We start from the raw sequence: 20094 nt of genomic DNA, 5'->3' as shown, positions 1-20094 counted from the left end.
CTAGAACAGGTTCGCCGCCCGGACGGCCGTCTGGTAGATGCCGTAGATCAGCGGGACCGAGACGACGACCCAGGCCACGACGAGCAGGGGCGACAGGGGCTTGCCGATCGTGTCGCCGACCTTCTCGGTTCCGGCAGCGCCGCCCGACAGCGACGACTCCGACTCGTGGAACTTCTCGGACACCGGACGAATGGCGAGGTTGGCCACGAAGCCGACCGCGAGCACGCCGACCATCGTCAACAGGGCCGGTCGGTAGTCACCGGCGACCAGATTGCCCGGCTCGCCCTGCGCATCGAGGATCCCGTTGACGATCAGTGGCCCGACCACACCGGCGGCAGCCCACGCCGTGAGCAGGCGACCGTGGATCGCGCCGACCTGGAAGGTGCCGAACAGGTCCCGCAGGTAGGCGGGGGCCGTGGCGAATCCGCCGCCGTAGAAGCTGATGATCACGCCAGCCGTCAGCGCGAACAACGTCGTCGACGTCGAGCCCTGGAACGCCAGGAGGGCGTACAAGATGATGCCGATGCCGAGGTACATGACATAGATGTTCTTGCGCCCGATGCTGTCCGACGCCGAGGACCAGATGAAGCGGCCCGCCAGGTTGAACAACGACAGCAGACCCACGAAGCCACCGGCTGCTGCGGCGGCGACCGTGGACGAGCCACCCTCGCGGAAGAAGTCCTGGATCATCGGGGCGGCCTGCTCGAGGATGCCGATGCCCGCGGTGACATTGCAGAACAGGACGACCCACAACAGCCAGAACTGCGGCGTGCGGAGGGCGTTGTTGGCCGACACGTGGGCGGTGGTGACCATCGACTTGGAGGCGACCTTCGAGGCGTCGAAGCCCTCAGGCTTCCAGTCGTCCGCGGGCACCTTGACCAGCCAGGCGCCGAACAACATCAGGACGAGGTAGACCAGCCCGAGCGTCACGAACAGCTGAGCGACCGCGGGACCGGATGCGACGCCGGTGGCGGTGTCGAAGTTGGAGTCGTAGGCCCGCAGGAGGCGGGTCGAGAGGGGGCTGGCCAGCGCCGCGCCACCGCCGAAGCCCATGATCGCCATGCCCGTGGCCAGACCCGGGCGGTCCGGGAACCACTTGATCAGCGTCGAGACCGGCGAGATGTAGCCGATGCCCAGTCCGATGCCGCCGATCACGCCGTAGCCGAGGTAGACCAGCCACAGCTGGCTGGTGGCGATGCCGAGCGCTCCGACCATGAAGCCACCGGCCCAGAACACCGCGGACGTCGCCATCGCGCGGCGCGGTCCACCGGTGTCGACCCAGGTGCCGAAGATGGCCGCCGAGAGGCCGAGCATCACGATCGCCAGCGAGAAGATCACGCCGATCGACGTCAACGAGGCGTCGAAGCGTTGCACCAGCGAGGCCTTGTAGACGCTGGTCGCGTACACCTGCCCGATGCAGAGGTGAACGGCAAGGGCGGCGGGCGGGATCAGCCAGCGATTGAAGCCGGGCGGGGCGATGGTCTTGTCTCGATCGAGCATGGCCAGTGACATGGGCGTCCTTTCGGGGTGTGACTCGCGTCTCACCGTACGGTGAAGTGCAGGTCGGCGCCGACAGATGATTCCACACCCGCCAGATAGAGTCGGCGCGTGAGCACCAGTCCCAGCCGAATCTTCTTGTCCCGCATCGTCGGACACGAAGTCTTCGACCCCAACGGGGACCAGGTCGGCAAGCTGCGCGACATCGTCGTGGCCGTGCGCTCGGATCGGCAGCGTCCTCGCGTGCTGGGGTTGATCATCGAGGCACTCGGGCGCCGACGCGTGTTCTTGCCCATCACCCGCGTGACGTCGATGGACTCTGGACAGATCATCACCACCGGCGTGCTGAACGTGCGCAAGTTCGAGCAACGACGCACCGAGACGCTCGCCGTCCACCAGCTGTTCGATCGCACCGTCACCATTCCCGACGGCACCCGCTCCACGGTCTACGACCTCGCGATGGAGCAGGATCCCCGTCGCGACTGGTACATCAGCGACGTGGCCGTGCAGGCCGCCGGCAAGCGATTCGGCCGCCGCGGCCCCCACGTCGTGCTCGAGTGGGACCAGGTCACCGGGCTGGCCACCGAGGAATCCGGGCAGGGCGCCACCCACCTGTTGGCCACGATGGACGAGATGCGTGCCGCCGACGTCGCCAACGCCCTGCGCGACCTGCCGGCGAAGCGGCGTCTCGAGGTGGCCACCGAGCTCGGCGACGAACGCCTGGCCGACGTCTTGGAGGAGCTCCCGGAGAAGGACCAGGTCGAGATCCTGGGTGTCCTCGACCCGGACCGCGCCTCCGACGTCCTCAGCGAGATGAATCCCGATGACGCCGCCGACCTGCTGGGCGAGCTGTCCCCAGCGGCCGCCGAGCAGTTCCTGGCCCGCATGGAGCCCGAGGACGCCGAGGACGTGCGTCGACTGCTCACCTACGAGGAGCGCACGGCCGGCGGCATGATGACCACCGAACCCATCGTGGTCTCCCCCGACACCACGATCGCCGAAGCGCTCGCCCGCGTGCGCGAGCCCGAGCTGATCCCGGCGCTCGCCTCTCTGGTCTACGTGTGCCGCCCGCCGGTCGAGACCCCCACCGGACGGTTCCTGGGCATCGTGCACTTCCAGGCACTGCTGCGTGAACCTCCGTCGACCCAGGTCGGCGCCATCGTCGACAACGACATCGAGTGGCCCCGACCCGAGGCGTCGCTGCAGCACGTCGCCCACCTGCTGGCCACGTACAACATGGTCGCGCTCCCGGTCGTCGACGAGAACACGCACCTGCTCGGCGCAGTCACCATCGACGACGTCCTGGACCACCTGCTGCCCGAGGGATGGCGCGATCGGGCGAACGACGAGAACGAGGCGGTGATCGTCCGTGGCTGAGCGTCCCGCCGACCCACGTCGATCCGACCCACGTCGATCCGAGCAGCGCAGGAACGACCAGCGCAGGCTCGACCAGCCACGGGACGCCCGACGCTCCCTGCGACCACGCCGGCAGCCCGATCCCGAGCGCTTCGGACGATTCGCCGAGACCTTCGCCCGGTTCATGGGAACTGCGCAGTTCCTCGGCTACATGACGGCACTGATCGCCGTGTGGCTCCTGTGGAACGTGCCGGTCGGTCCGGACCGGCCGCGCTTCGATGAGTACCCCTTCATCTTCTTGACCCTCATCTTGTCGCTGCAGGCTTCCTACGCCGCTCCCCTCATCCTGCTGGCGCAGAACCGCCAGGAGGCGCGCGATCGCGTCACCCGCGAGCAGGAGCGCGACGCCACCGTCCAGTCGCACGCCGACATGGAGTTCCTCGCCCGCGAGGTGGCCAGCCTGCGCCTCGGACTCGGCGAGGTCGCTACCCGCGACTTCCTGCGATCAGAACTGCGCAATCTCGTCGAGACGCTGGAAAGCTCCGGCGAGGAGGACGAGGACGAGTCCACCTGAGGTGACTTCCTTCGCTCTCGTTCCTGGTCGTGTACCCTAGTTTTGAACACGTTCAAAAACGGAAAGACCTCCAGGAAGACCAAGTAATGGGATTCGACAAGAGTGCAGAGACGCGTCAACTGCTCGTCGACACTGCGTTGCGTCTGTTTCGCACCGACGGGTACCAGGCCACGACCATGCGGCGCATCGCTTCGGAGGCCGGAGTGTCGCCTGGCCATGCGTACTACTACTTCACCGGCAAGGACGAGCTGGTTCACGAACTGTACCTGACGATCCAGCACGACCACCGCGAACGAACGCTCCCCTGCCTGGTGGCGGGTGCACCGCTCGCCACGAACCTGCGCGTCGTGCTCGACTGCGGGCTCGACGTCATGGAGCCCTATCACGCGTTCGGCAGTGCCTTCGTGCAGAACGCCCTTCCCTCGACCTCCACCGCGAGTCCCTTCTCTGCCGAGTCCGGCGACGCTCGGGCCATGGCCATCGCTCTGATGGGCGTCGTGGTTGAAAGGTCCGCCGTGCGTGCTCCGCGCAACGTGCTCGATCAGCTGCCCACCGTGCTGTGGCTGGTGTACCTGGGGGTGACCTTGCACTGGGTCACCGACAGCTCGAGAGATCATCACCGATCCCGGATCCTGGCGACCGGCGTCAGCTCTCTAGTGTCGCGCGCTGTGGCCCTGTCACGAGTTCCCGGCGCCAGCGGTCTCATCACCGACGCCACCCACCTGCTCACCCGCCTCACCCCACCCCCCGAGGAGCGCACGCCATGAAACGTCTCGAGACCGCCGTCATCGCTGGAGCATCTGGCTACATCGGCCAGGCCGTGAGCAGGCACCTCACGGACCAGGGCGTCATCGTGAGGACCATCGGTCGTGCCGGTTCCGATGCGAGCTGGTCCGACGCGTCATCGCTGCGCGACGTGCTCGAAGGGTCCGACCTGGTGGTCAATCTGGCTGGCCGGTCCGTCAGCTGTCGGTACGGCAAGAAGAACGCTGATGCGATCCTCACCTCGCGGATCGGCACGACGGCCGCACTGGGTCGCGCCCTGTCCGAGGTGAGGATCCCGCCGAGTCTGTGGATCAATGCGAGCACCGGCACCATCTACCGCGACTCCCGCGACCGAGCCATGGACGAGCACCGGGGCGAGATCGGATCCGGCTTCTCGGTGGAGGTCGCGCGCGCCTGGGAGCACGAGATGGAAACATCCGGTGCTCCGGTCCGCACGATCGCGCTGCGCATGGCGATCGTGCTCGGCGCTGGAGGCGGCGCCCTCAATCCCTTCATCAATCTCGCCCGCCTCGGACTCGGTGGCCGCATGGGACCGGGCGACCAGGTGTTCAGCTGGGTCCACGTCGACGACGTGGCGCGAGCAGTGATCCACCTCTATCACCACGACGAGATATCAGGACCGGTCAACGTCGCGGCCCCCGAGCACGTCAGCAACGACGCTATGATGGCCTCGGTGCGCCGCTCGATGGGCCGGCGGCGTGGTCTCCCCACCCCCTCCTGGCTGCTCGAAGCCGGTTCTCGCATCATTCGCACAGAGGCCGAGCTCGTGCTCAAGAGCCGATGGGTGCAGCCGCAGGTGCTGCTGGACTCGACGTTCGAGTTCGCCCATCCCACCCTCGACGGCGCTCTGGTCCAGATCGCCCAGCACACGCGTCGCGGACTACTTCCCGTCGCACTCGGCTGAGGGCCCCTTCGAAGGGACAGTCAGCGACTCACCCGTACGATGGGAGACATGGCTGTTGTGACCGAGGACCAGATCCGCGAGGCGCTCGCGGGCGTCCAAGACCCCGAGATCAAGCGACCGATCACCGAGCTGGGGATGGTCGACTCGATCACGATCGACGACACCGAGATCGTCGTCCATCTCCTCCTGACGGTGTCCGGCTGCCCGCTCAAGGACACGCTGAATCGCGACATCACCGCCGCCGTCGCCGCGGTGGCTCCGGTCCACTCGGTGCGCGTGGACATGGGCGTCATGACCGACGAGCAGCGCAAGGGCATGCAGGAGATGTTGCGCGGCGGCCAGGCCCAGCGCGACATCCCGTTCGCCCAGCCCGGTTCCCTGACCAAGGTGTATGCGATCGCCTCGGGCAAGGGTGGCGTCGGCAAGTCGACCGTCACCGTCAACCTCGCGGTGGCCATGGCGCAGCGCGGACTCAAGGTCGGTGTGCTCGATGCCGACATCTACGGCCACTCGGTGCCCGACATGCTGGGTGTGGGCGATCTGCGCCCCACACAGGTCGAGGACCTGATCATGCCCGTTCCGGTCGCCCTGCCGTCGGGTGCCGAGCTCAAGGTCATCAGCATCGGGATGCTGAAGCCGCGCAAGGACCAGGTCGTCGCCTGGCGCGGCCCGATGCTGGATCGTGCGCTCGTGCAGATGCTCAGCGATGTCTACTGGGGCGATCTCGACGCTCTCCTGCTCGATCTGCCCCCGGGCACCGGCGACATGGCCATCAGTCTCGGCCAGCACCTGCCCAACGCCGAGGTCATCGTGGTCACCACGCCGCAGAATGCTGCCGCACAGGTCGCCGAGCGGGCCGGCACGATGGCTTCGATGATGCATCAGCGAGTCGTCGGCATCATCGAGAACATGTCCTACCTCCAGCTGCCCAGCGGTGAACGCATGGAGGTCTTCGGATCCGGCGGTGCCGAGCAGGTCGCCGACACCCTGGGGCAACGCCTCGGCTACGACGTTCCGCTTCTCGGCCATGTTCCGCTCGAGGAGCAGGTCCGCGCCGGCGGCGACAGCGGCGATCCGATCGTCGAGACCGATCCGGGTTCGGAGTCCGCGAAGGTCATGCTCGCCGCTGCCGATCACCTCATCGGCCGCACCCGTGGACTCGCCGGAATGCAGCTGGGGCTCGCGCCCGCCGGACGGCTGTAGGCCGACATGTTCGGCATGGGAGTCCCGGAGATCGCCCTCATCGTCGTGGTGGCACTGCTGGTGTTCGGTCCCGACAAGCTGCCGGACCTGGCCCGCCAAGCCGGCGGATTCGTGCGTACGGTGCGCCAGATGGCCGACAACGCCAAGAACGACATCGGCCGTGAGATGGGCAGCGACTTCAAGGACCTGAACCTGCGCGATCTCGACCCCCGAGAGGTCGTGCGCCGCAGCATCATGGACACGCCCTCCGCCGCTTCGCCGTCACCGGTCAAGGAAACTCGCATCCTGCGGCCGGGCGAGAAGCCGCCCTTCGACTCCGAGGCGACCTGAGCCCCACGTCCGCCCCCATTGCCGAGACTCAGGCAGCGGCCCAGGAGGTCATGCGGTCCACACCACGGCCCAGGCGGTCCAGCGGATGGCCGGTCGACTCGCTCGTCGGAAGCTGGGCCACGGCCCCGCGGATCCGCTGAGGATCCGCGTCGGTCACGATCGTGTAGACGATGCCGTCGCGATCCCACGTCACGAGCGTCGGCTCCCCGACTCGATGCCACACGACCGCCGAACCCCAGATCTGCTGTTCGAAGCCTTCCAGCGCCGCCGGGTCGAGGCGTCCTGCCTGCTCGTAGACCTTCATGCGCGTGGTGCCGTTGCTGTAGGTGAGGGCGATCGCATCGTCGGCGCGGGTCAGGGCGGCGTGCGTCCGTTCCAGATCCCCTGCGAGGCGTCCGTGGCAGGCCCAGCCCTGCTCGTTGAGCTCAGCCACCCTGCCCTCGCTGACCGAGACCGCCGTGGCGCTGCTGGAGGCGCCGAAGAAGCCGCTGGCATAGTCGTCGAAGGGTGGAGCCACACGATCGCCCACGCCCGCCGCTCCCCCGCCGACCGCGTAGGCCAGAGCGGCGACAGCCATCGATGCGCCGGCCAACGCCACCCCCGCGCGCAGCGGAGCCGCACGGCGCAGCCGAACCCACCGCCCCTCCTCGACGGACTGCTGGTCGGCCAGACCGTTCAGCGAGGCGAGCAGCCCTCGGGGTGGCTCAGGGACCGTGCCGGTCTCCATGCGGGACTTGATGGCTCGCTGCTGTCGCACCGCCTGCCCGCAGGACTCGCAGCCCTCCAGGTGGGTGCGGGCATCGCGCATCGCGGCGGGCTCGAGCTGCCCGTCCACGAATGCTGCGACGTCGGTTCCCAGATGTGCCATCAGATGCCCATGGCCCCCACGAACCGGGTACGACCGGAGGTCGGCGCGCGGTGGGAGAGCGCCTCGCGCAGCTGGGTTCGGCCGCGGTGGATGCGTGAACGCACCGTGCCGATCTTGACGCCCAGCACGTCGGAGATCTCCTCGTAGGACAGGCCCTCGACATCGCACAGCACGACGGCGACGCGGAAGTCATCGGACAGCTGCGCCAGCGCGGACTCCACATCCGGGTCGAAGTTGGCGTCGTGCACGACGTGGTCGGGCTGGGAATCCACACTCGTGAGGCGATCTTCGGCTCCGTCGCCAAAGCGGTCCATGCGCACCCGCGACGAGCGTCGCACCCGGTCCAGGAACAGGTTCGTCGTGATGCGGTGCAGCCAGCCCGGGAAGTTGCCCGGCTCGTATCGGTCCAGCGAACGGAAGACCCGGATGAACACGTCCTGGGTGAGGTCCTCGGCATCGTGACGATTGCCGGTGAGCCGGTAGGCCAGTCGGTAGACCCGAGGCGAGTGCTCCTCGACGATGGCGTGCCAGTCCCGCACATCAGGCTCGATGCCCTCCGCAGCTCCCGCGTGGAGCGTGCGATGCGCCATGGACGTCACGTCTTTCGTCATGCTGCGATGATTTCCCGGTCACCTGAGAGAACGCACAGAGGACACTGACGGTTCCCCCACCAATTGCCCACCTCGACTCAGCACGACAGGCAACGCGGAATCGGCGTCGTTGCGGCGTGGGGCCGCCCCAGCGGTGCTGCCGCAGATATCCTGTCCTCACACCCACGTCCGAGGAGCCCATCATCACCACCGCGCAGAGCCTGGCCTTCGTCGAGGACTTCGCCCACGAGGACGATCATCTCGCCGCCGCCCGGCAACGAGCCCACGAGGTCGGTGTCACGCCGATCGGTGCGGCTGCTGGCGCTGCCCTGTCCTTCCTGACCGGCGCAGTCGGTGCGCGCGCCGTCGTCGAGATCGGGACCGGTACGGGCGTGTCCGGACTGTGGTTGCTGCGCGGCATGCTGCCCGACGGAGTACTCACGTCGGTCGACCTCGAGGCCGAGAATCAACGCCACGCCCGCGAGGCGTTCGCCGAGGCGGGCTACAAGCCGCAACGATTCCGCCTGATCGCCGGCTCCGGCCTCGACGTCATGCCTCGCATGACCGACTCGGGCTACGACCTGGTCTTCCTCGACGCCGAGCTGGTCGAGTACGTCGACTACCTCGACCAGGCGATGCGCCTGGTCCGCCCCGGCGGTGTGGTCGTGTTCAACCACGCCCTGGGCGACGACAAGGTGGGCGATCCGGCCCAACGCGATCCCGAGACGAGCGCGATCCGCGACGTGCTGGACCAGGTCTCCCGCGAAGACGACCTGCGCGGCATGCTGCTCCCCGTGGGCGACGGCCTGCTGGCCGTGCAACGCATCAGCTGACAGGACCCACGGGCGGACGGACCGCCCGCTCAGTCCTCGCCGCTGGAACGTTCGAAGTTCGCCGACGACCGGAACCCTGCGGGGCCGCGCACCACCGCGATGATCTCGCACGCCTCGATCGTCATCGGCGCAGAGCCGATGATCTTCGAGCCCGGCGCGTCAGCAGCACGGTCCTCGAAGTCGTCCTGGAACGCCTGGCGCGCATCGTCACTGACGAAGACGTAGGTTCCCTCGAACCACTGCCCCTTGACGGCGCGCCACGACTTGAAACGCAGCCCCTCGAGCCCGGCGAACCGCTTGAACGACTCGTCCTCGACGTACGCACGCAGGGCCTTCAAGGTGCCCTTGGGAGCGTCGGCCAGGGACCACCGAATGGTCAGCCCGAACATCAGACCGCTTTGAGCGCGTCACCGAGCGACGAGGCCTCTTCGTTGTTCAGCTCGACGACGAGGCGGCCACCACCTTCGAGCGGGACGCGCATGACGATGCAGCGGCCCTCTTTCGTGACCTCCATCGGACCGTCACCGGTCCGCGGCTTCATGGCGGCCATGATTCCCCTCTCTGCGCGTCTCCACGGTGCCCGTGGATCATCGAGACCCAGTATCCCTCACGGCTGTCGGGGCCGCGTGACCGGTTCCCGACACGGGCTTCAGGCGGGGCGACGCTCGCCGGACTTCGGGGGCTGCTCAGCCACCTGCTCCCAGGCGAGGATCTCGGCGCGCGCCTCGACTGCTGCAGCTTCGCTGGCCGCGAGCGCATCCTGAGCCGTCAGCAGATCGCTGCGCGCAGAGGCCAGATCGGAGGCGGCCGCATCGACGTCAGACTGCAGGGCCTCCGTGCGTGCCTTCTCCTCGGAGAACTTCTCGCGAGCGAGAGCGATCTCGATCTCGGTGGTCAGCAGGACGTCCTGCATCGCGCTGAGCTGGGTCTCGCGTTGCGCCAGACGCGAACCGAGCGACTCCACGAAGGCGATGTGCGACTCGTGACGCTTCTTGGTCTCCACGCGGTAGCTGTCCGACACCTGGGCCCGATCGGTCGCCCACGCGCGGCGCACCACGACGATCTCGGCGAGCAGCAGGGATGCGGACACCACGCCGGCCACCACGCCGAACACGGTGGCCCCAGCCAGGAGCTGCACCGTCGAGGTGATCAGCGCGGCGCAGGCCACGACGGCCGAGAGGGCCAGCAGGGACGTCGCAGCGATCACCTTGGCCGAACGGGCCCGGCGACGCAGTGGCGTGTGGCGTGAGCCGGCGGAGGGACGCGCGGACGCGTCGCGATCTGGGCTGCGTCGTGTGGGGGCCATGAGGCCGATGGTACGGAGAATGACTGGGGTGGCTGGTCGCGCCACGCCGTGAACCGGCCCGAATCCTGCTGCGAGGACGCGCGGTTTGCCGCTCAGGTCGAGCCGCGAGCCACACATCCGACCAGGTGGTCGTCGACCATCCCGGTGGCCTGCATCAGGGCGTAGGCCGTGGTCGGCCCGACGAAGCGGAACCCCGCGGCCTTCAACGCCGCAGCCATCGCCGTGGACTCCGGCGTGACGGCCGGGACGTCGCCCACCGTGCGCGGAGCCGGCGGTGCAGGTTCGGGTCGAAATGTCTGCAGCAGGTCGACGAAGCCCCCTTCGAGGTCCAGGACGGCACGCGCGTTGCCCACGGCAGCCTCGATCTTGCGCCGGTTGCGCACGATCCCGGCATCACCCATCAATCGTTCGACGTCGTGATCGCCGAATGCGGCGACGGCCTCAGGATCGAAACCCGCGAAAGCCTCGCGGAAACGGTCTCGCTTGCGCAGGATCACCAACCACGACAGGCCTGACTGGAATGACTCCAGACACACCCGCTCGAACAGTCCCTGCTCGTCGAGGACAGGCCTGCCCCACTCGCGGTCGTGATAGTCCAGCATCGCCGGATCGGCGCCCCAGGGGCAGCGCAGCACCCCGTCGGCGTCCGGGACCGGCCCGTCGTCGATCATGCGCTCACCTTCGCGCTCATGCCGGGGCGTCAGCGACCCGACCGAAGTACGCGACCGCTTCGTCGATGTCGTCGGTGACGTGCAGCATGTCGATGTCACCGGGGCTGATCTTGCCGTCAGCCTCCATCGTGTCGCGCAGCCAGTCGATCAGTCCTCCCCAGTAGGCCGACCCGAACAGCACGATCGGGAACGAGGTGATCTTCCCGGTCTGCGCGAGCGTGAGCGCCTCGAACAGCTCATCCATCGTGCCGAACCCACCGGGCAGCACCACGAACCCCTGCGAGTACTTCACGAACATGGTCTTGCGCACGAAGAAGTACCGAAAGTTGATGCCCAGGTCGACCCAGTCGTTCATGCCCTGCTCGTGCGGCAGCTCGATGCCCAGGCCGGCCGACACTCCCCCGCACTCGCTGGCCCCGCGGTTGGCCGCCTCCATGGCGCCGGGGCCACCGCCGGTGATGACGGCGTAGCCGGCGTGGCACAGCTTCGCCGCGATGTCGCTGGCCGCCGCGTACATCGGGTCGTCGGGCTGGGTGCGTGCCGAGCCGAACACGCTGACCGCCGGCCCCAGCTCGGCCAGGGCGCCGAAGCCCTCGACGAACTCGGCCTGGATGCGAAGCACCCGCCAGGGGTCGGTGTGCACCCAGTCGGCCGGTCCGCGTGAGTCCAGGAGCCGTTGATCGGTCGTGCTGTCGGGAATGCGGTCGCGGCGCAGGCGCACCGGCCCCTTGTGGTGCGAGGGCGTGTCGCGGTTCATGGAGCCATCCACTTCGTGAGGGAGTCAAGGACTGCGTGCAGGTCACTGACCGACACGTGCTCGTCGGCCTTGTGGGCGAACAGGGGATCGCCGGGACCGTAGTTGACCGCTGGGATGCCCAGCTGGGTGAACTGGGCGACGTCCGTCCAGCCGAATTTCGGGCCGATCGTCGCTCCGACGGCCTCGACAAAGGCAGCGGCCGCCGGTTGGGTGAGTCCGGGCAGGGCTCCGGGAGCCGAGTCCGTGACGGCAAGACCGAAGCCCTCGAAGACCTCCTGCAGGTGCGTGAACGCCTCGTCCTCGCTGCGGTCGGGCGCGAATCTGAAGTTGACCTCGACGACCGCCTCGTCGGGCACGACGTTGCCGGAGACCCCGCCGGAGATCGACACCGCGTTGAGGCCCTCGCGGTACTCCAGGCCATCGATCTCGACCCGGCGAGGCTCGTAGGTCGCCAGCAGGTCGAGCACCGGTGCAAGCGCGTGGATCGCATTGGATCCCCGCCACGACCGGGCTGCGTGGGCACGCTCGCCGGCGGTGCGCAGCTCGACGCGCATCGTGCCCTGGCAGCCCGCCTCGACGCCGGCGTTGGACGGCTCCATCAGGATCGCGAAGTCCGCGGCCAGCAGCTCGGGCCGCTCGCGCGCGATCCGGCCGAGCCCGTTGTGGATCGCCGCGATCTCCTCGGCGTCGTAGAACACGTAGGTGACGTCGCGCACCGGCTCGCTGATCGTCGCGGCCAGCGTGAGCGCCACGGCGACGCCGCCCTTCATGTCGCACGACCCCAGGCCATGGAGGACCGCACCCTCCAGTCGGGAGGGCAGGTTGCCGTTGACCGGGACCGTGTCGAGGTGTCCGGCGATCACGACCCGCTCGTCGCGTTCCAGATCGGTGCGCGCCACGATCGTGTTGCCGTCACGGACCACGCTCAGGTGCGGAAGAGCCCGCAGCGCGGCCTCGACGTCGTCGGCGAGTGCCTCTTCGTGCAGGCTCTCCGACGGTGCGTCCACGAGGGCAGCGGTCAAGGTGACAATGTCGGCGGTGAGGTCGAGAGGCACTCGATCATTTCATCACGTCGCCGTCGGGGACGCGGTCGAACGCCTCGAGCCTGCGCCCCGGCACGTCGTAGTACCGGCGCATCAGCGGATCGCGCAGCTCGGCCGGCAACACCCGACGGGCGGCTTGCAACCACAGCGGGATGAAGCGGCGTGGCATGTCGTTCAACAATCGCTCGGACGCCACGGTGAACACCGGCGCCATCCGCAGGTAGTCCGCCCGGAACACCACGTGCTCGACGTCAGCGAACGCCTCGGCGTGCACGGCGGTGAGTGCCTGCACGAGATCGGCCTCGATGTGAGCGGCGACCCCGAGCAGCAACCCCCGGACGATGTCGACCGTCGATCCGGTTCGGCCGGCCCGCTCGGCCAGACCCCACGCCCTCGCCCACATCGGATCGGGGTCTCCGCCGGCCTCGAAGGCGGAGAGGTTGCGTGCGTAGTGGAGGTGGAAGGCCGGGATCAGCCGCAGCACCCAGTCGGGGTGGTCGGCTCCTCCGCGGTCGAGGTGGGCGAGCTGTTCCTCGGTGACGTACTGGTAGACCCGCGCGAACCACTGCTTGGCATCGCCCGTGGCTTCCAACTGATCGGCGATCCGACGCTGCTCGTCCAGCACCGCCTCGGCCGCGTCGCGCAGTGGCTGCAGATCTGCGGACTGCCGCACCGGCGATGGGGACGCCGGGAGCGGGTCCGGCGCCCTGAGCGCGGCCATGGCCTCGACCGAGGCGCGCACCTGACGTCCGACGGCGCGGGTGGCCAGCGCTGCTGGTCCCGGCAGCACGAACTCCAGATCGACCGTCCACGTCAGGTCGCACCCGCCGCCGTCGGTCGGTTCGAGGACCAGCTCGCCCTCGTGTCGGCGCAGACCGACCACTCCCCCGACGACCGTGTAGGCGAGTCGGTGCGGCGGCTCGGCCACCCTGATCACCTCAAGGAGGCTGGTGCCGAACACGCGCACCGTGCGCATGGCGCCGACCCCGTTGGGGCGCCCACCTTCGCCGAGCGACCGGCTGCCGATCTGAGCCGTGGACCACCGATTCATCTGCTCCGGCTCACCGATCAGCCGCCACACGCTCGCCGGTGGTGCGTCCAGGTGCTGCCGCACGACCATCTGACTGCTGCTGAGACGACCCACCCGGCCAGTGTGTCCGACCTCGTCAGGATTCGCCGAAGACGCAGAACTCGTTGCCCTCGGGATCGGCCATGACGGTCCACGTGATCTCGTGGTCCTGAGGACGAAGAACCACGGCACCTGCGGCGACCAGGTCGCCGACCGTCGCCCCACCGGTCAGGGTCACGTCCCAGTGGATGCGGTTCTTGACCGTCTTGGGCTCCGGTACCGGAGCGAAGTCCATCGACTCCAGCGTCGAGCCTGCGATGTCGTCGAGGTGGGAGTACCCGTCGTCGCTGTGCGTCAGCGTCCCGCCGAGCACGTCGGCCCACCACTGCGAGATCGCGACGTGGTCGGCGGAGTCGATCCCGACAGCCTTGAGTCGGTGCGCCGGCGGCGTGTCATAGGTGAACACGCACAGCTCGCCGCCCTCGGGATCGGCGAAGACGGTCCACGAGAAGTCGCCGACCTCGGAGAGCTGGTCGAGACCACCGAACCGGTCGAGCGACTCTGCCCGCAGGTCCAGGTGCACCCGCTGCTTGACGGAGCGCGACTCCGGCACCGCCAGGACCACGATCGTCTCCCCCGGGCCACCACCGCTGACCGTGACGTCACCGTCGGCATCCACCGGGCCGGCCTCCCACTCCAGGACGCGGGCCCAGAACGCGGCGACGGTCGGCGCGTCGCTGGCGTCGATGCAGAGGTTTTGCCAGGTCACGAGAGCCATGCGATCAACCTAGTCCTGACCCGACTAGTCCTGAACAGCCTTGAGGATCGTGAGGTGCTTCGTCAGATCGTCGTCGCCGGTGGACCACAGGGCGTTGAAGGCCTTGCGGACGATCACCCAGTCGCGGGCGCGGTCCTCGTCGAGACCCGCCACGTCGACCAGGGTGTGAAATCGACGACGCACCGCCCACCGGATGTCGCCGGAGGCCACGACCTCGTCCCAACGGGACCACAGCATCGGCGCGACCTCGTAGTGCGGATCGCCCGACATGGGCTTCGGGTCGATCACCAGCCACGGATCGCGCTCCCGATCGTCTCGACGGGAGGCCAGGACGTTCTCGTGATGCAGGTCCCCGTGGATGAGCGTTCCGACGGAGCCGGGGTCGGACACCAGGTCCCGGACGAGGTGAACGGCCTGCTCGACGACCCGCCGCGGGACCCGCGCGCCGGCGGAACCGAGCTCATCGGACCACCGGGCGACGAAGTCGGTCAGCAGGTCGAGCCGGCGAGGAGCCGGCACGTGCAGTCGTCGGTAGAGACCAGCCACAATCTCGCAGGCCACGATGTCGTCGACCGTCCGGAGATCCTCGGCCCCTGCCCGTTCCAGCACCATGGCGCCCCGGCGCGGATCACCGCGCAGCAGTCGGACGACGCCATCGCCCGCCCACGTCTGGAGCCCGAGGATCTCGTGCCGCTCCTCGGGGCCGGCGTCGAGGGTCTTGAGCACGGCGGCCACGTCGTCGACCGTTCGCACCGGCACCACGAGAGCCGTGTGCCCGTGCATCGCCTCGCCGTCCGGCTCGAGCTCCCACTCCGCCATCAGGGCCGAGACGTGAGCCGGGAGGTGGGTCGAGGTCATGTCAGCCATGATGACGAGGTGACCATCAGCGCCTTCACCGGGCACATCGCCGGGATCGGGACCACGTCCGGCACCCGGCTGATCCTGGGGATGTGGGACGACACACCTCTGGGACCGTTCGCCGACGCCATGATCGAGACGGCCGCCGGTCACCGTGTCCTCGTCGCTCCCCGACGGGACGTGGCCGACTTCATCGCTGCCACGTACTCCTTCGACGAGGTGGTCCTGGCCCCGGTGAAGCTGACCCGGGGCGACCGGTGGCAGATGACGTCGAACGACCTGAACGTGACCTTCACCCCGGGGCGCCAGAGGTGGATGTCGCCACTGCTGCGCGCCGTGCCGTCGCCGGTCCATCGCACCGCGGCGTGGGCCAAGGTGTGCAGCCCGATCGCCTCTCGACTCATGCCGGGGGTGCAGACGTACGGGACGGCCGGCAGTGGTCGCGACGAGTGGTACGCCGCACGGCACGTCCGGCTCCTCGACACCGCCTCGGCGCGCTGGCGAGGCGAAGACCTCGGCAACCTCGCCCTGCTGACTCCCCCGGTGCGGTTCGGATTCGCCTCGGCCCCGGCCCGTCCGAGCCTGACCGCCCTGACGTCCTACGTGCGCCAGCGATAGGTCAGCGGAAGCCCGCACCGCCGGCCGGCCTGCGGATCTTCTCGCCCTTCGCCCGGGCTGCATCGGCCAGGTCGGTCTGGAACTGCAGCATCTTCTCGGCGAGGGCCGCATCGCCGCTGGCCAGGATCCGGACGGCCAGCAGACCGGCGTTGCGGGCACCCCCGATCGACACGGTGGCGACCGGCACACCAGCTGGCATCTGCACGATCGAGAGCAGGGAGTCCATGCCGTCGAGGTGCTTGAGCGCGACGGGTACCCCAATCACCGGCAACGGCGTGACGGCAGCCAGCATGCCGGGCAGGTGCGCCGCTCCGCCGGCACCAGCGATGATGACCTCGAGACCACGACGATGCGCCTCACGACCGTAGGAGATCATCTCCTCGGGCATCCGGTGGGCCGAGACGACATCAGCCTCGTGGGCCACGCCGAACTCGGTGAGCGCCTCGCCGGCCGCCTGCATGGTGGGCCAGTCCGAGTCCGACCCCATCACGATGCCGACGCGTGTCTGTTCAAGCATGCCTCGACCCTACCGGCGACCACGACCGAGCGGAGCGAAGCGAGTCGGGCGCCCCATCGGTGAGCAGCGCGGCGGATCGACGGGCTCGGCCGAGCACGTCCTCGACATCGCTGCCGGTCGCCGTGACGTGGCCGACCTTGCGGCCGGGCTTGACCGCCTTGCCGTACAGGTGGACGTGCACGTCCGGTTCGGCGGCGAGGGCGACGGCACGCTGGGCCACCAGATCAGTCACCGCCCCGCCGAGGACATTGACCATGACAGCCACCGGCTCGCGGGAGTCGGTCGGTCCCAGCGGCAGGTCGAGCACGGCCCGCAGGTGGTTCTCGAACTGGCTGGTGGCCGCTCCCTCGATGCTCCAGTGCCCCGTGTTGTGCGGCCGCATGGCCAGCTCGTTGACGAGCAGACGGCCGTCCGCGGTCTCGAACAGCTCGACCGCGAGGATCCCGGTGACGTCGAGCTCGGTCGCGAGCCGCTCGGCGATGTCGCGCGCCCTCTGCTCGGTGGCAGGAGCGAGGCCGGGCGCCGGGGCGATGACCTCGGCGCACACCCCGCCGACCTGGCGCGACTCCACGACGGGGTAGGTGCGGACCTCGCCCGAGGGTGAGCGCGCCACCAGCGCCGACAGCTCACGGCGGAAGTCCACGAGCTCCTCGGCCATCAGCTCGCGGCCCACGGCGCCGGAGGTGTCCTCGAAGATCTGGTCGAGGTCGTCGGGCCCGTGGACCACCCAGACCCCCTTGCCGTCATAACCGCCTCGGGTCGTCTTGATCACCGCCGGGTACCCGAAGTCGTGCATGTCGTCGACGACGTCGGCGAGCTCGTCGGACAGCAGCTCGAAGACCGGGGACTCGATCCCCAGCACGCTGAGTCGGATCCGCATCTCGCCCTTGTCCTGCGCGAACAGCAGAGCATCCGGGCCGGGCCGGCAGGCGTGGCCCTCGGCCGTGAGGGTCCGCAGGTGCTCGGGGGGCACGTGCTCGTGGTCGAAGGTCACGACGGGGGCGTCGGCGATCGCGGTGCGCAGGTCGGCGAGGTCGGTGTGGTCGCCGACGACGTGATCGCCGATCACCTGCGCGGCGGACACGTCGGGTCCCTCGGCCAGCAGGCGGAGGTCGATGCCGAGCGCGATGGCGGGCGAAGCCATCATCCGAGCGAGCTGGCCGCCGCCGATCACGACGAGCTGGGGTGCGGTCACGACTTCACCCTAGGTCAGCGGGCGCGGAAGCCGTGGCGACGGCTGACCGTGACCGGGGAGACGTTGCCGAAGCCGCGCAGGGGCCGCGGCGGAAGGACGCGCGTCTCGAACTCGTCACCGAGCCCGTCCGCGGTGTGCTGGTCGACGAGGACCCGGTTGCTGCGCGCCACGCTGGTCAGGCGAGCAGCCAGGTTCACCGGTGGGCCGAACACGTCGCCGAGCCTGCTCAGCACCGAGCCGGTCGCCAGCCCCACCTTGACGTCGGGAATGTCGGGGCGACGCGCGATCTGACCGACCAGCTCCATCGCGATCTGGGTGCCGCTGGTGGGGGTGTCCGCGACGAACAGCACCGCATCGCCGAGCGTCTTGACGATCCGACCGCCGCGCGCCGTGACGATGTCGGTGCACCGGCTCTCGAAGTCCTCGACGAGATGTCCCAGGGCCGAGTCGTCCAGGCCGTTGGACAACGACGTGAACCGGCTCAGGTCGGCGAACCCGACCGTCAGGTCGGTCGACAGGAGCTCTTCGTCGGAGGCGCCGAGCGCGTCCATGCGCGCCACCGCCGCGGCGAGGTGACGTCGCCAGGCGTACAGCAGGAGCATCTCGAAGCCGGATCCGCCGTACTGGGCCAGGTCGACGGCGCGTTCCAACCGGCTGGTCGCCGCGCCCGTCTCGATGTCGTGCTCGACCTGTTCGACCAGCGTCGAGACCTGCCAGTCGGCAAGCCGCGACATCGTGGTGCCCAGGGCCCGGGTCATGCGAAAGACGGTGGCTTCCTCGAACAGATCCGACGTCAGCGCGGCTGCGACCGCTGCGACTGCCTTGGTGTCGGCGTCGGTGTAGGCCACGCCGTCCCCGCGATCGGGAAATCCGAGCGCCCGCCACAACCGCTGACCGTCCTCGAGGCTCAGACCGCCGCGCTCGGTGACCTCCTGGGCCGTCAGGGCGACGTCCGCGCCGAGGAGCAGGCGGATCAGCTCGCCCCGAAGGTCAGACTGACTCATCTCTTCTGTCGCCCTCGTGCTCGCCGAACACCAGGGTGCTCACCGTGCGATGGAAGTCCTCGATGCCGGGGATGTCGTTGAGCCGGAGGCCCTCCTGCTCGCTGGCGTCGTGGATCACCAGGGTTCCGCAGCCCAGCAGCCGATCGTTGAGGTGCTTCTCGTAGGCGACGTCGTTGATCCGGCTGAGGGGGATGATGCGTCCGGTGCGGGTCAGGATGCCGCGCTGCTCGACGATGCGTCGATTGGTCAGGGTGTAGGTCCACGTGATCCAGCGCAACCACGGCAGCACCGCACCCACGATGATCAGCACGAGTCCGACCCCGACGACGATCCACCGGGCCACGCCGCCACCGACATCGCCGACCTGGGTGGCCAGGTAGGCCGTCGCCCCGCTGACCACGACGAGGATGAGGAACGGGAGGAACAGGACCTTGACGTGGGTGCGCGTCTCGGAGACGGTCGTCTCGCCCTCGATCATCAGCTTGCGCGGCAGGCCCATGTCCCCAGTCTGTCACGGGGCGTGCCTCAGGCGCGGGTGCGCACGTGGGTGACATCACCGGCACTGACCGGCGTCCCGTCGACGATCAGCCGTCCGTGCTCATCGATCGACTCGGCGGAGCCGACGAGCTCGCTGCCGTCGGGCATCGAGACCCGGACCGGCGAGCCGAGCGTCACGCAGCGGCGCAGGTAGGAGTCGCGGATGCCGGCAGCCGGATCTCCTTCTGTCGCCACCCAGGCCCGGTACAGCGGTCCCAGCGTGCGCAGGATCGCGCGCAGGACGACGGTGCGATCGGTGCTGGTCGCCCCCTCCAGGGCCAGGGAGGTGGCCGTGGGCACCGGCAGCTCTTCGCTGGTCATCGAGACGTTCACCCCGATGCCGGCGATCGCCGCCGGGCCGGTCGGCGTCTCGACACGTTCGAGGAGGATGCCTGCGATCTTGCGATCCTCCACCAGCACGTCGTTGGGCCACTTCAGCGCGGTGTCGACCCCCAGGCCGCGCAGGGCCGCGTCGACGGCCAACCCACACAGCAGTGGCAGCCACACCCAGCGAGCGGGCGGCACCCCGTCGGGGCGCAGCACGACCGACACGGCGATGCCGGACCCCGCAGGCGCCTGCCACACGCGGTCGAGACGTCCGCGCCCCGCGGTCTGCAGTTCGGCGGTGAACACCGATCCGTTCGGGGCGCCCGTCGTCGCGGCTGTTGCGGCGTCGGCGTTGGTGCTGGTGGTCGTCGGTGCCACGTTCACCTGGGCCCACAGCGAGTCCGAGCCGAGCAGTGCGGCCTGCAGCGCGGTCGAATCCAACGGCGGGCGATCGAGGTCCTCGTACACGGACC

The 20094-nt window shown here is 69.0% G+C and carries 25 protein-coding genes; 8 read left to right on the top strand and 17 right to left on the bottom strand.

The features are described 5' to 3' along the window. Positions 1–1512: an OFA family MFS transporter gene (locus tag ACHAA3_RS14870; protein ID WP_435709823.1), complete on the bottom strand. Its 1512-nt coding sequence runs from the start codon at positions 1510–1512 to the stop codon at positions 1–3. 96 nt (positions 1513–1608) lie between these two features. Between ACHAA3_RS14870 and ACHAA3_RS14865 the strand changes: the two genes are divergently transcribed. The 6 genes from ACHAA3_RS14865 (at position 1609) to ACHAA3_RS14840 (ending at position 6650) form a co-directional block, all read left to right on the top strand. Further along, positions 1609–2874: a magnesium transporter MgtE N-terminal domain-containing protein gene (locus tag ACHAA3_RS14865; RefSeq protein ID WP_435709822.1), complete on the top strand. Its 1266-nt coding sequence runs from the start codon at positions 1609–1611 to the stop codon at positions 2872–2874. Next, positions 2867–3427 carry a DUF1003 domain-containing protein gene (locus ACHAA3_RS14860; RefSeq protein WP_435709821.1) on the top strand — a complete coding sequence of 187 codons (561 nt, stop codon included), beginning with the start codon at positions 2867–2869 and terminating at the stop codon, positions 3425–3427. The genes ACHAA3_RS14865 and ACHAA3_RS14860 overlap by 8 nt, the downstream gene beginning before the upstream one ends. A gap of 86 nt (positions 3428–3513) precedes the next feature. Beyond that, a complete protein-coding gene (locus ACHAA3_RS14855) occupies positions 3514–4194 on the top strand; it encodes a TetR/AcrR family transcriptional regulator (RefSeq protein WP_435709820.1) in 681 nt (226 codons plus the stop codon). Continuing rightward, positions 4191–5117 (top strand): TIGR01777 family oxidoreductase, encoded by a 927-nt coding sequence (locus tag ACHAA3_RS14850; protein ID WP_435709819.1) that lies wholly within the window; start codon positions 4191–4193, stop codon positions 5115–5117. The genes ACHAA3_RS14855 and ACHAA3_RS14850 overlap by 4 nt, the downstream gene beginning before the upstream one ends. Before the next feature lie 48 nt (positions 5118–5165). Continuing rightward, positions 5166–6320, top strand: coding sequence for an Mrp/NBP35 family ATP-binding protein (locus ACHAA3_RS14845; protein ID WP_435709818.1), 1155 nt, complete (start codon positions 5166–5168; stop codon positions 6318–6320). A 15-nt stretch (positions 6321–6335) separates the two neighbouring features. After that, positions 6336–6650: a sec-independent translocase gene (locus ACHAA3_RS14840; protein WP_435709817.1), complete on the top strand. Its 315-nt coding sequence runs from the start codon at positions 6336–6338 to the stop codon at positions 6648–6650. 28 nt (positions 6651–6678) lie between these two features. On the opposite strand, the gene ACHAA3_RS14835 is transcribed toward ACHAA3_RS14840, so the two are convergent. Beyond that, the gene (locus ACHAA3_RS14835) at positions 6679–7518 is read right to left on the bottom strand and encodes an anti-sigma factor family protein (RefSeq protein ID WP_435709816.1); all 840 of its coding nucleotides are present in this window, start codon (positions 7516–7518) and stop codon (positions 6679–6681) included. After that, positions 7518–8108: an RNA polymerase sigma factor SigE gene (gene sigE / locus ACHAA3_RS14830; protein WP_435709874.1), complete on the bottom strand. Its 591-nt coding sequence runs from the start codon at positions 8106–8108 to the stop codon at positions 7518–7520. Before sigE ends, ACHAA3_RS14835 begins: the two co-directional genes overlap by 1 nt. A gap of 137 nt (positions 8109–8245) precedes the next feature. On the opposite strand from sigE, the gene ACHAA3_RS14825 reads away from it, so the two are divergent. Next, on the top strand, positions 8246–8941 hold the full coding sequence (locus ACHAA3_RS14825; protein WP_435709815.1) for an O-methyltransferase: 696 nt from the start codon (positions 8246–8248) through the stop codon (positions 8939–8941). Between the two features lie 29 nt (positions 8942–8970). On the opposite strand, the gene ACHAA3_RS14820 is transcribed toward ACHAA3_RS14825, so the two are convergent. The 9 genes from ACHAA3_RS14820 to ACHAA3_RS14780 all read right to left on the bottom strand — a co-directional run bounded on the left by ACHAA3_RS14820 (position 8971) and on the right by ACHAA3_RS14780 (position 15423). Then, positions 8971–9330 (bottom strand): hypothetical protein, encoded by a 360-nt coding sequence (locus ACHAA3_RS14820; protein WP_435709814.1) that lies wholly within the window; start codon positions 9328–9330, stop codon positions 8971–8973. Continuing rightward, positions 9330–9491 (bottom strand): DUF3117 domain-containing protein, encoded by a 162-nt coding sequence (locus tag ACHAA3_RS14815; protein WP_435709813.1) that lies wholly within the window; start codon positions 9489–9491, stop codon positions 9330–9332. Before ACHAA3_RS14815 ends, ACHAA3_RS14820 begins: the two co-directional genes overlap by 1 nt. A 99-nt stretch (positions 9492–9590) precedes the next feature. Next, on the bottom strand, positions 9591–10247 hold the full coding sequence (locus tag ACHAA3_RS14810) for a hypothetical protein (protein WP_435709812.1): 657 nt from the start codon (positions 10245–10247) through the stop codon (positions 9591–9593). Positions 10248–10339: 92 nt separating this feature from the next. After that, the gene (locus ACHAA3_RS14805) at positions 10340–10918 is read right to left on the bottom strand and encodes a DNA-3-methyladenine glycosylase I (RefSeq protein ID WP_435709811.1); all 579 of its coding nucleotides are present in this window, start codon (positions 10916–10918) and stop codon (positions 10340–10342) included. Between the two features lie 16 nt (positions 10919–10934). Beyond that, entirely contained in the window at positions 10935–11675 is a 741-nt protein-coding gene (locus tag ACHAA3_RS14800) for a TIGR00730 family Rossman fold protein (RefSeq protein ID WP_435709810.1), read from the bottom strand. Next, positions 11672–12730 carry a succinyl-diaminopimelate desuccinylase gene (gene dapE, locus ACHAA3_RS14795; RefSeq protein WP_435709809.1) on the bottom strand — a complete coding sequence of 353 codons (1059 nt, stop codon included), beginning with the start codon at positions 12728–12730 and terminating at the stop codon, positions 11672–11674. Before dapE ends, ACHAA3_RS14800 begins: the two co-directional genes overlap by 4 nt. Positions 12731–12734: 4 nt before the next feature. Further along, positions 12735–13862, bottom strand: coding sequence for a DUF5995 family protein (locus ACHAA3_RS14790; RefSeq protein WP_435709808.1), 1128 nt, complete (start codon positions 13860–13862; stop codon positions 12735–12737). 22 nt (positions 13863–13884) lie between these two features. Next, positions 13885–14565 carry a VOC family protein gene (locus ACHAA3_RS14785; protein WP_435709807.1) on the bottom strand — a complete coding sequence of 227 codons (681 nt, stop codon included), beginning with the start codon at positions 14563–14565 and terminating at the stop codon, positions 13885–13887. Between the two features lie 24 nt (positions 14566–14589). Next, positions 14590–15423 carry an aminoglycoside phosphotransferase family protein gene (locus ACHAA3_RS14780; protein ID WP_435709806.1) on the bottom strand — a complete coding sequence of 278 codons (834 nt, stop codon included), beginning with the start codon at positions 15421–15423 and terminating at the stop codon, positions 14590–14592. 18 nt (positions 15424–15441) lie between these two features. Between ACHAA3_RS14780 and ACHAA3_RS14775 the strand changes: the two genes are divergently transcribed. Then, positions 15442–16041: a hypothetical protein gene (locus ACHAA3_RS14775; RefSeq protein ID WP_435709805.1), complete on the top strand. Its 600-nt coding sequence runs from the start codon at positions 15442–15444 to the stop codon at positions 16039–16041. Position 16042: 1 nt separating this feature from the next. Here ACHAA3_RS14775 and purE read toward each other — a convergent pair whose 3' ends face one another. From purE to ACHAA3_RS14750, 5 genes are read right to left on the bottom strand one after another with little or no spacing between them, the layout of a single operon-like run. Continuing rightward, the gene (gene purE / locus ACHAA3_RS14770; protein ID WP_435709804.1) at positions 16043–16558 is read right to left on the bottom strand and encodes a 5-(carboxyamino)imidazole ribonucleotide mutase; all 516 of its coding nucleotides are present in this window, start codon (positions 16556–16558) and stop codon (positions 16043–16045) included. Beyond that, positions 16551–17753: a 5-(carboxyamino)imidazole ribonucleotide synthase gene (locus ACHAA3_RS14765; protein ID WP_435709803.1), complete on the bottom strand. Its 1203-nt coding sequence runs from the start codon at positions 17751–17753 to the stop codon at positions 16551–16553. Before ACHAA3_RS14765 ends, purE begins: the two co-directional genes overlap by 8 nt. Before the next feature lie 14 nt (positions 17754–17767). Next, complete coding sequence (locus ACHAA3_RS14760) at positions 17768–18757, bottom strand: adenylate/guanylate cyclase domain-containing protein (protein WP_435709802.1); 990 nt, start codon at positions 18755–18757, stop codon at positions 17768–17770. After that, positions 18744–19256, bottom strand: a complete 513-nt coding sequence (locus ACHAA3_RS14755) for a PH domain-containing protein (RefSeq protein WP_435709801.1) — start codon at positions 19254–19256, stop codon at positions 18744–18746. Before ACHAA3_RS14755 ends, ACHAA3_RS14760 begins: the two co-directional genes overlap by 14 nt. Before the next feature lie 26 nt (positions 19257–19282). After that, positions 19283–20089: a biotin--[acetyl-CoA-carboxylase] ligase gene (locus tag ACHAA3_RS14750; RefSeq protein ID WP_435709800.1), complete on the bottom strand. Its 807-nt coding sequence runs from the start codon at positions 20087–20089 to the stop codon at positions 19283–19285. Positions 20090–20094: the final 5 nt, after the last annotated feature.

It is taken from the genome of Aeromicrobium sp. CF3.5, assembly GCF_051262695.1.
Classification (GTDB): Bacteria; Actinomycetota; Actinomycetes; order Propionibacteriales; family Nocardioidaceae; genus Aeromicrobium.
This window is presented reverse-complemented; position numbering and strand designations above follow the sequence as displayed.

Excerpts from the sequence above, each read along its gene's own strand:
- ACHAA3_RS14870 (WP_435709823.1), bottom strand. The coding sequence starts at position 1,512 with ATGTCACTGGCCATGCTCGATCGAGACAAGACCATCGCCCCGCCCGGC.
- ACHAA3_RS14840 (WP_435709817.1), top strand. The coding sequence starts at position 6,336 with ATGGGAGTCCCGGAGATCGCCCTCATCGTCGTGGTGGCACTGCTGGTG.
- ACHAA3_RS14845 (WP_435709818.1), top strand. The coding sequence starts at position 5,166 with ATGGCTGTTGTGACCGAGGACCAGATCCGCGAGGCGCTCGCGGGCGTC.
- ACHAA3_RS14835 (WP_435709816.1), bottom strand. The coding sequence starts at position 7,518 with ATGGCACATCTGGGAACCGACGTCGCAGCATTCGTGGACGGGCAGCTC.
- ACHAA3_RS14800 (WP_435709810.1), bottom strand. The coding sequence starts at position 11,675 with ATGAACCGCGACACGCCCTCGCACCACAAGGGGCCGGTGCGCCTGCGC.
- ACHAA3_RS14805 (WP_435709811.1), bottom strand. The coding sequence starts at position 10,918 with ATGATCGACGACGGGCCGGTCCCGGACGCCGACGGGGTGCTGCGCTGC.
- ACHAA3_RS14780 (WP_435709806.1), bottom strand. The coding sequence starts at position 15,423 with ATGACCTCGACCCACCTCCCGGCTCACGTCTCGGCCCTGATGGCGGAG.
- ACHAA3_RS14785 (WP_435709807.1), bottom strand. The coding sequence starts at position 14,565 with ATGGCTCTCGTGACCTGGCAAAACCTCTGCATCGACGCCAGCGACGCG.
- ACHAA3_RS14850 (WP_435709819.1), top strand. The coding sequence starts at position 4,191 with ATGAAACGTCTCGAGACCGCCGTCATCGCTGGAGCATCTGGCTACATC.
- sigE (WP_435709874.1), bottom strand. The coding sequence starts at position 8,108 with ATGGCGCATCGCACGCTCCACGCGGGAGCTGCGGAGGGCATCGAGCCT.
- ACHAA3_RS14760 (WP_435709802.1), bottom strand. The coding sequence starts at position 18,757 with ATGAGTCAGTCTGACCTTCGGGGCGAGCTGATCCGCCTGCTCCTCGGC.
- ACHAA3_RS14755 (WP_435709801.1), bottom strand. The coding sequence starts at position 19,256 with ATGGGCCTGCCGCGCAAGCTGATGATCGAGGGCGAGACGACCGTCTCC.
- purE (WP_435709804.1), bottom strand. The coding sequence starts at position 16,558 with ATGCTTGAACAGACACGCGTCGGCATCGTGATGGGGTCGGACTCGGAC.
- ACHAA3_RS14810 (WP_435709812.1), bottom strand. The coding sequence starts at position 10,247 with ATGGCCCCCACACGACGCAGCCCAGATCGCGACGCGTCCGCGCGTCCC.
- ACHAA3_RS14820 (WP_435709814.1), bottom strand. The coding sequence starts at position 9,330 with ATGTTCGGGCTGACCATTCGGTGGTCCCTGGCCGACGCTCCCAAGGGC.
- ACHAA3_RS14855 (WP_435709820.1), top strand. The coding sequence starts at position 3,514 with ATGGGATTCGACAAGAGTGCAGAGACGCGTCAACTGCTCGTCGACACT.
- ACHAA3_RS14815 (WP_435709813.1), bottom strand. The coding sequence starts at position 9,491 with ATGGCCGCCATGAAGCCGCGGACCGGTGACGGTCCGATGGAGGTCACG.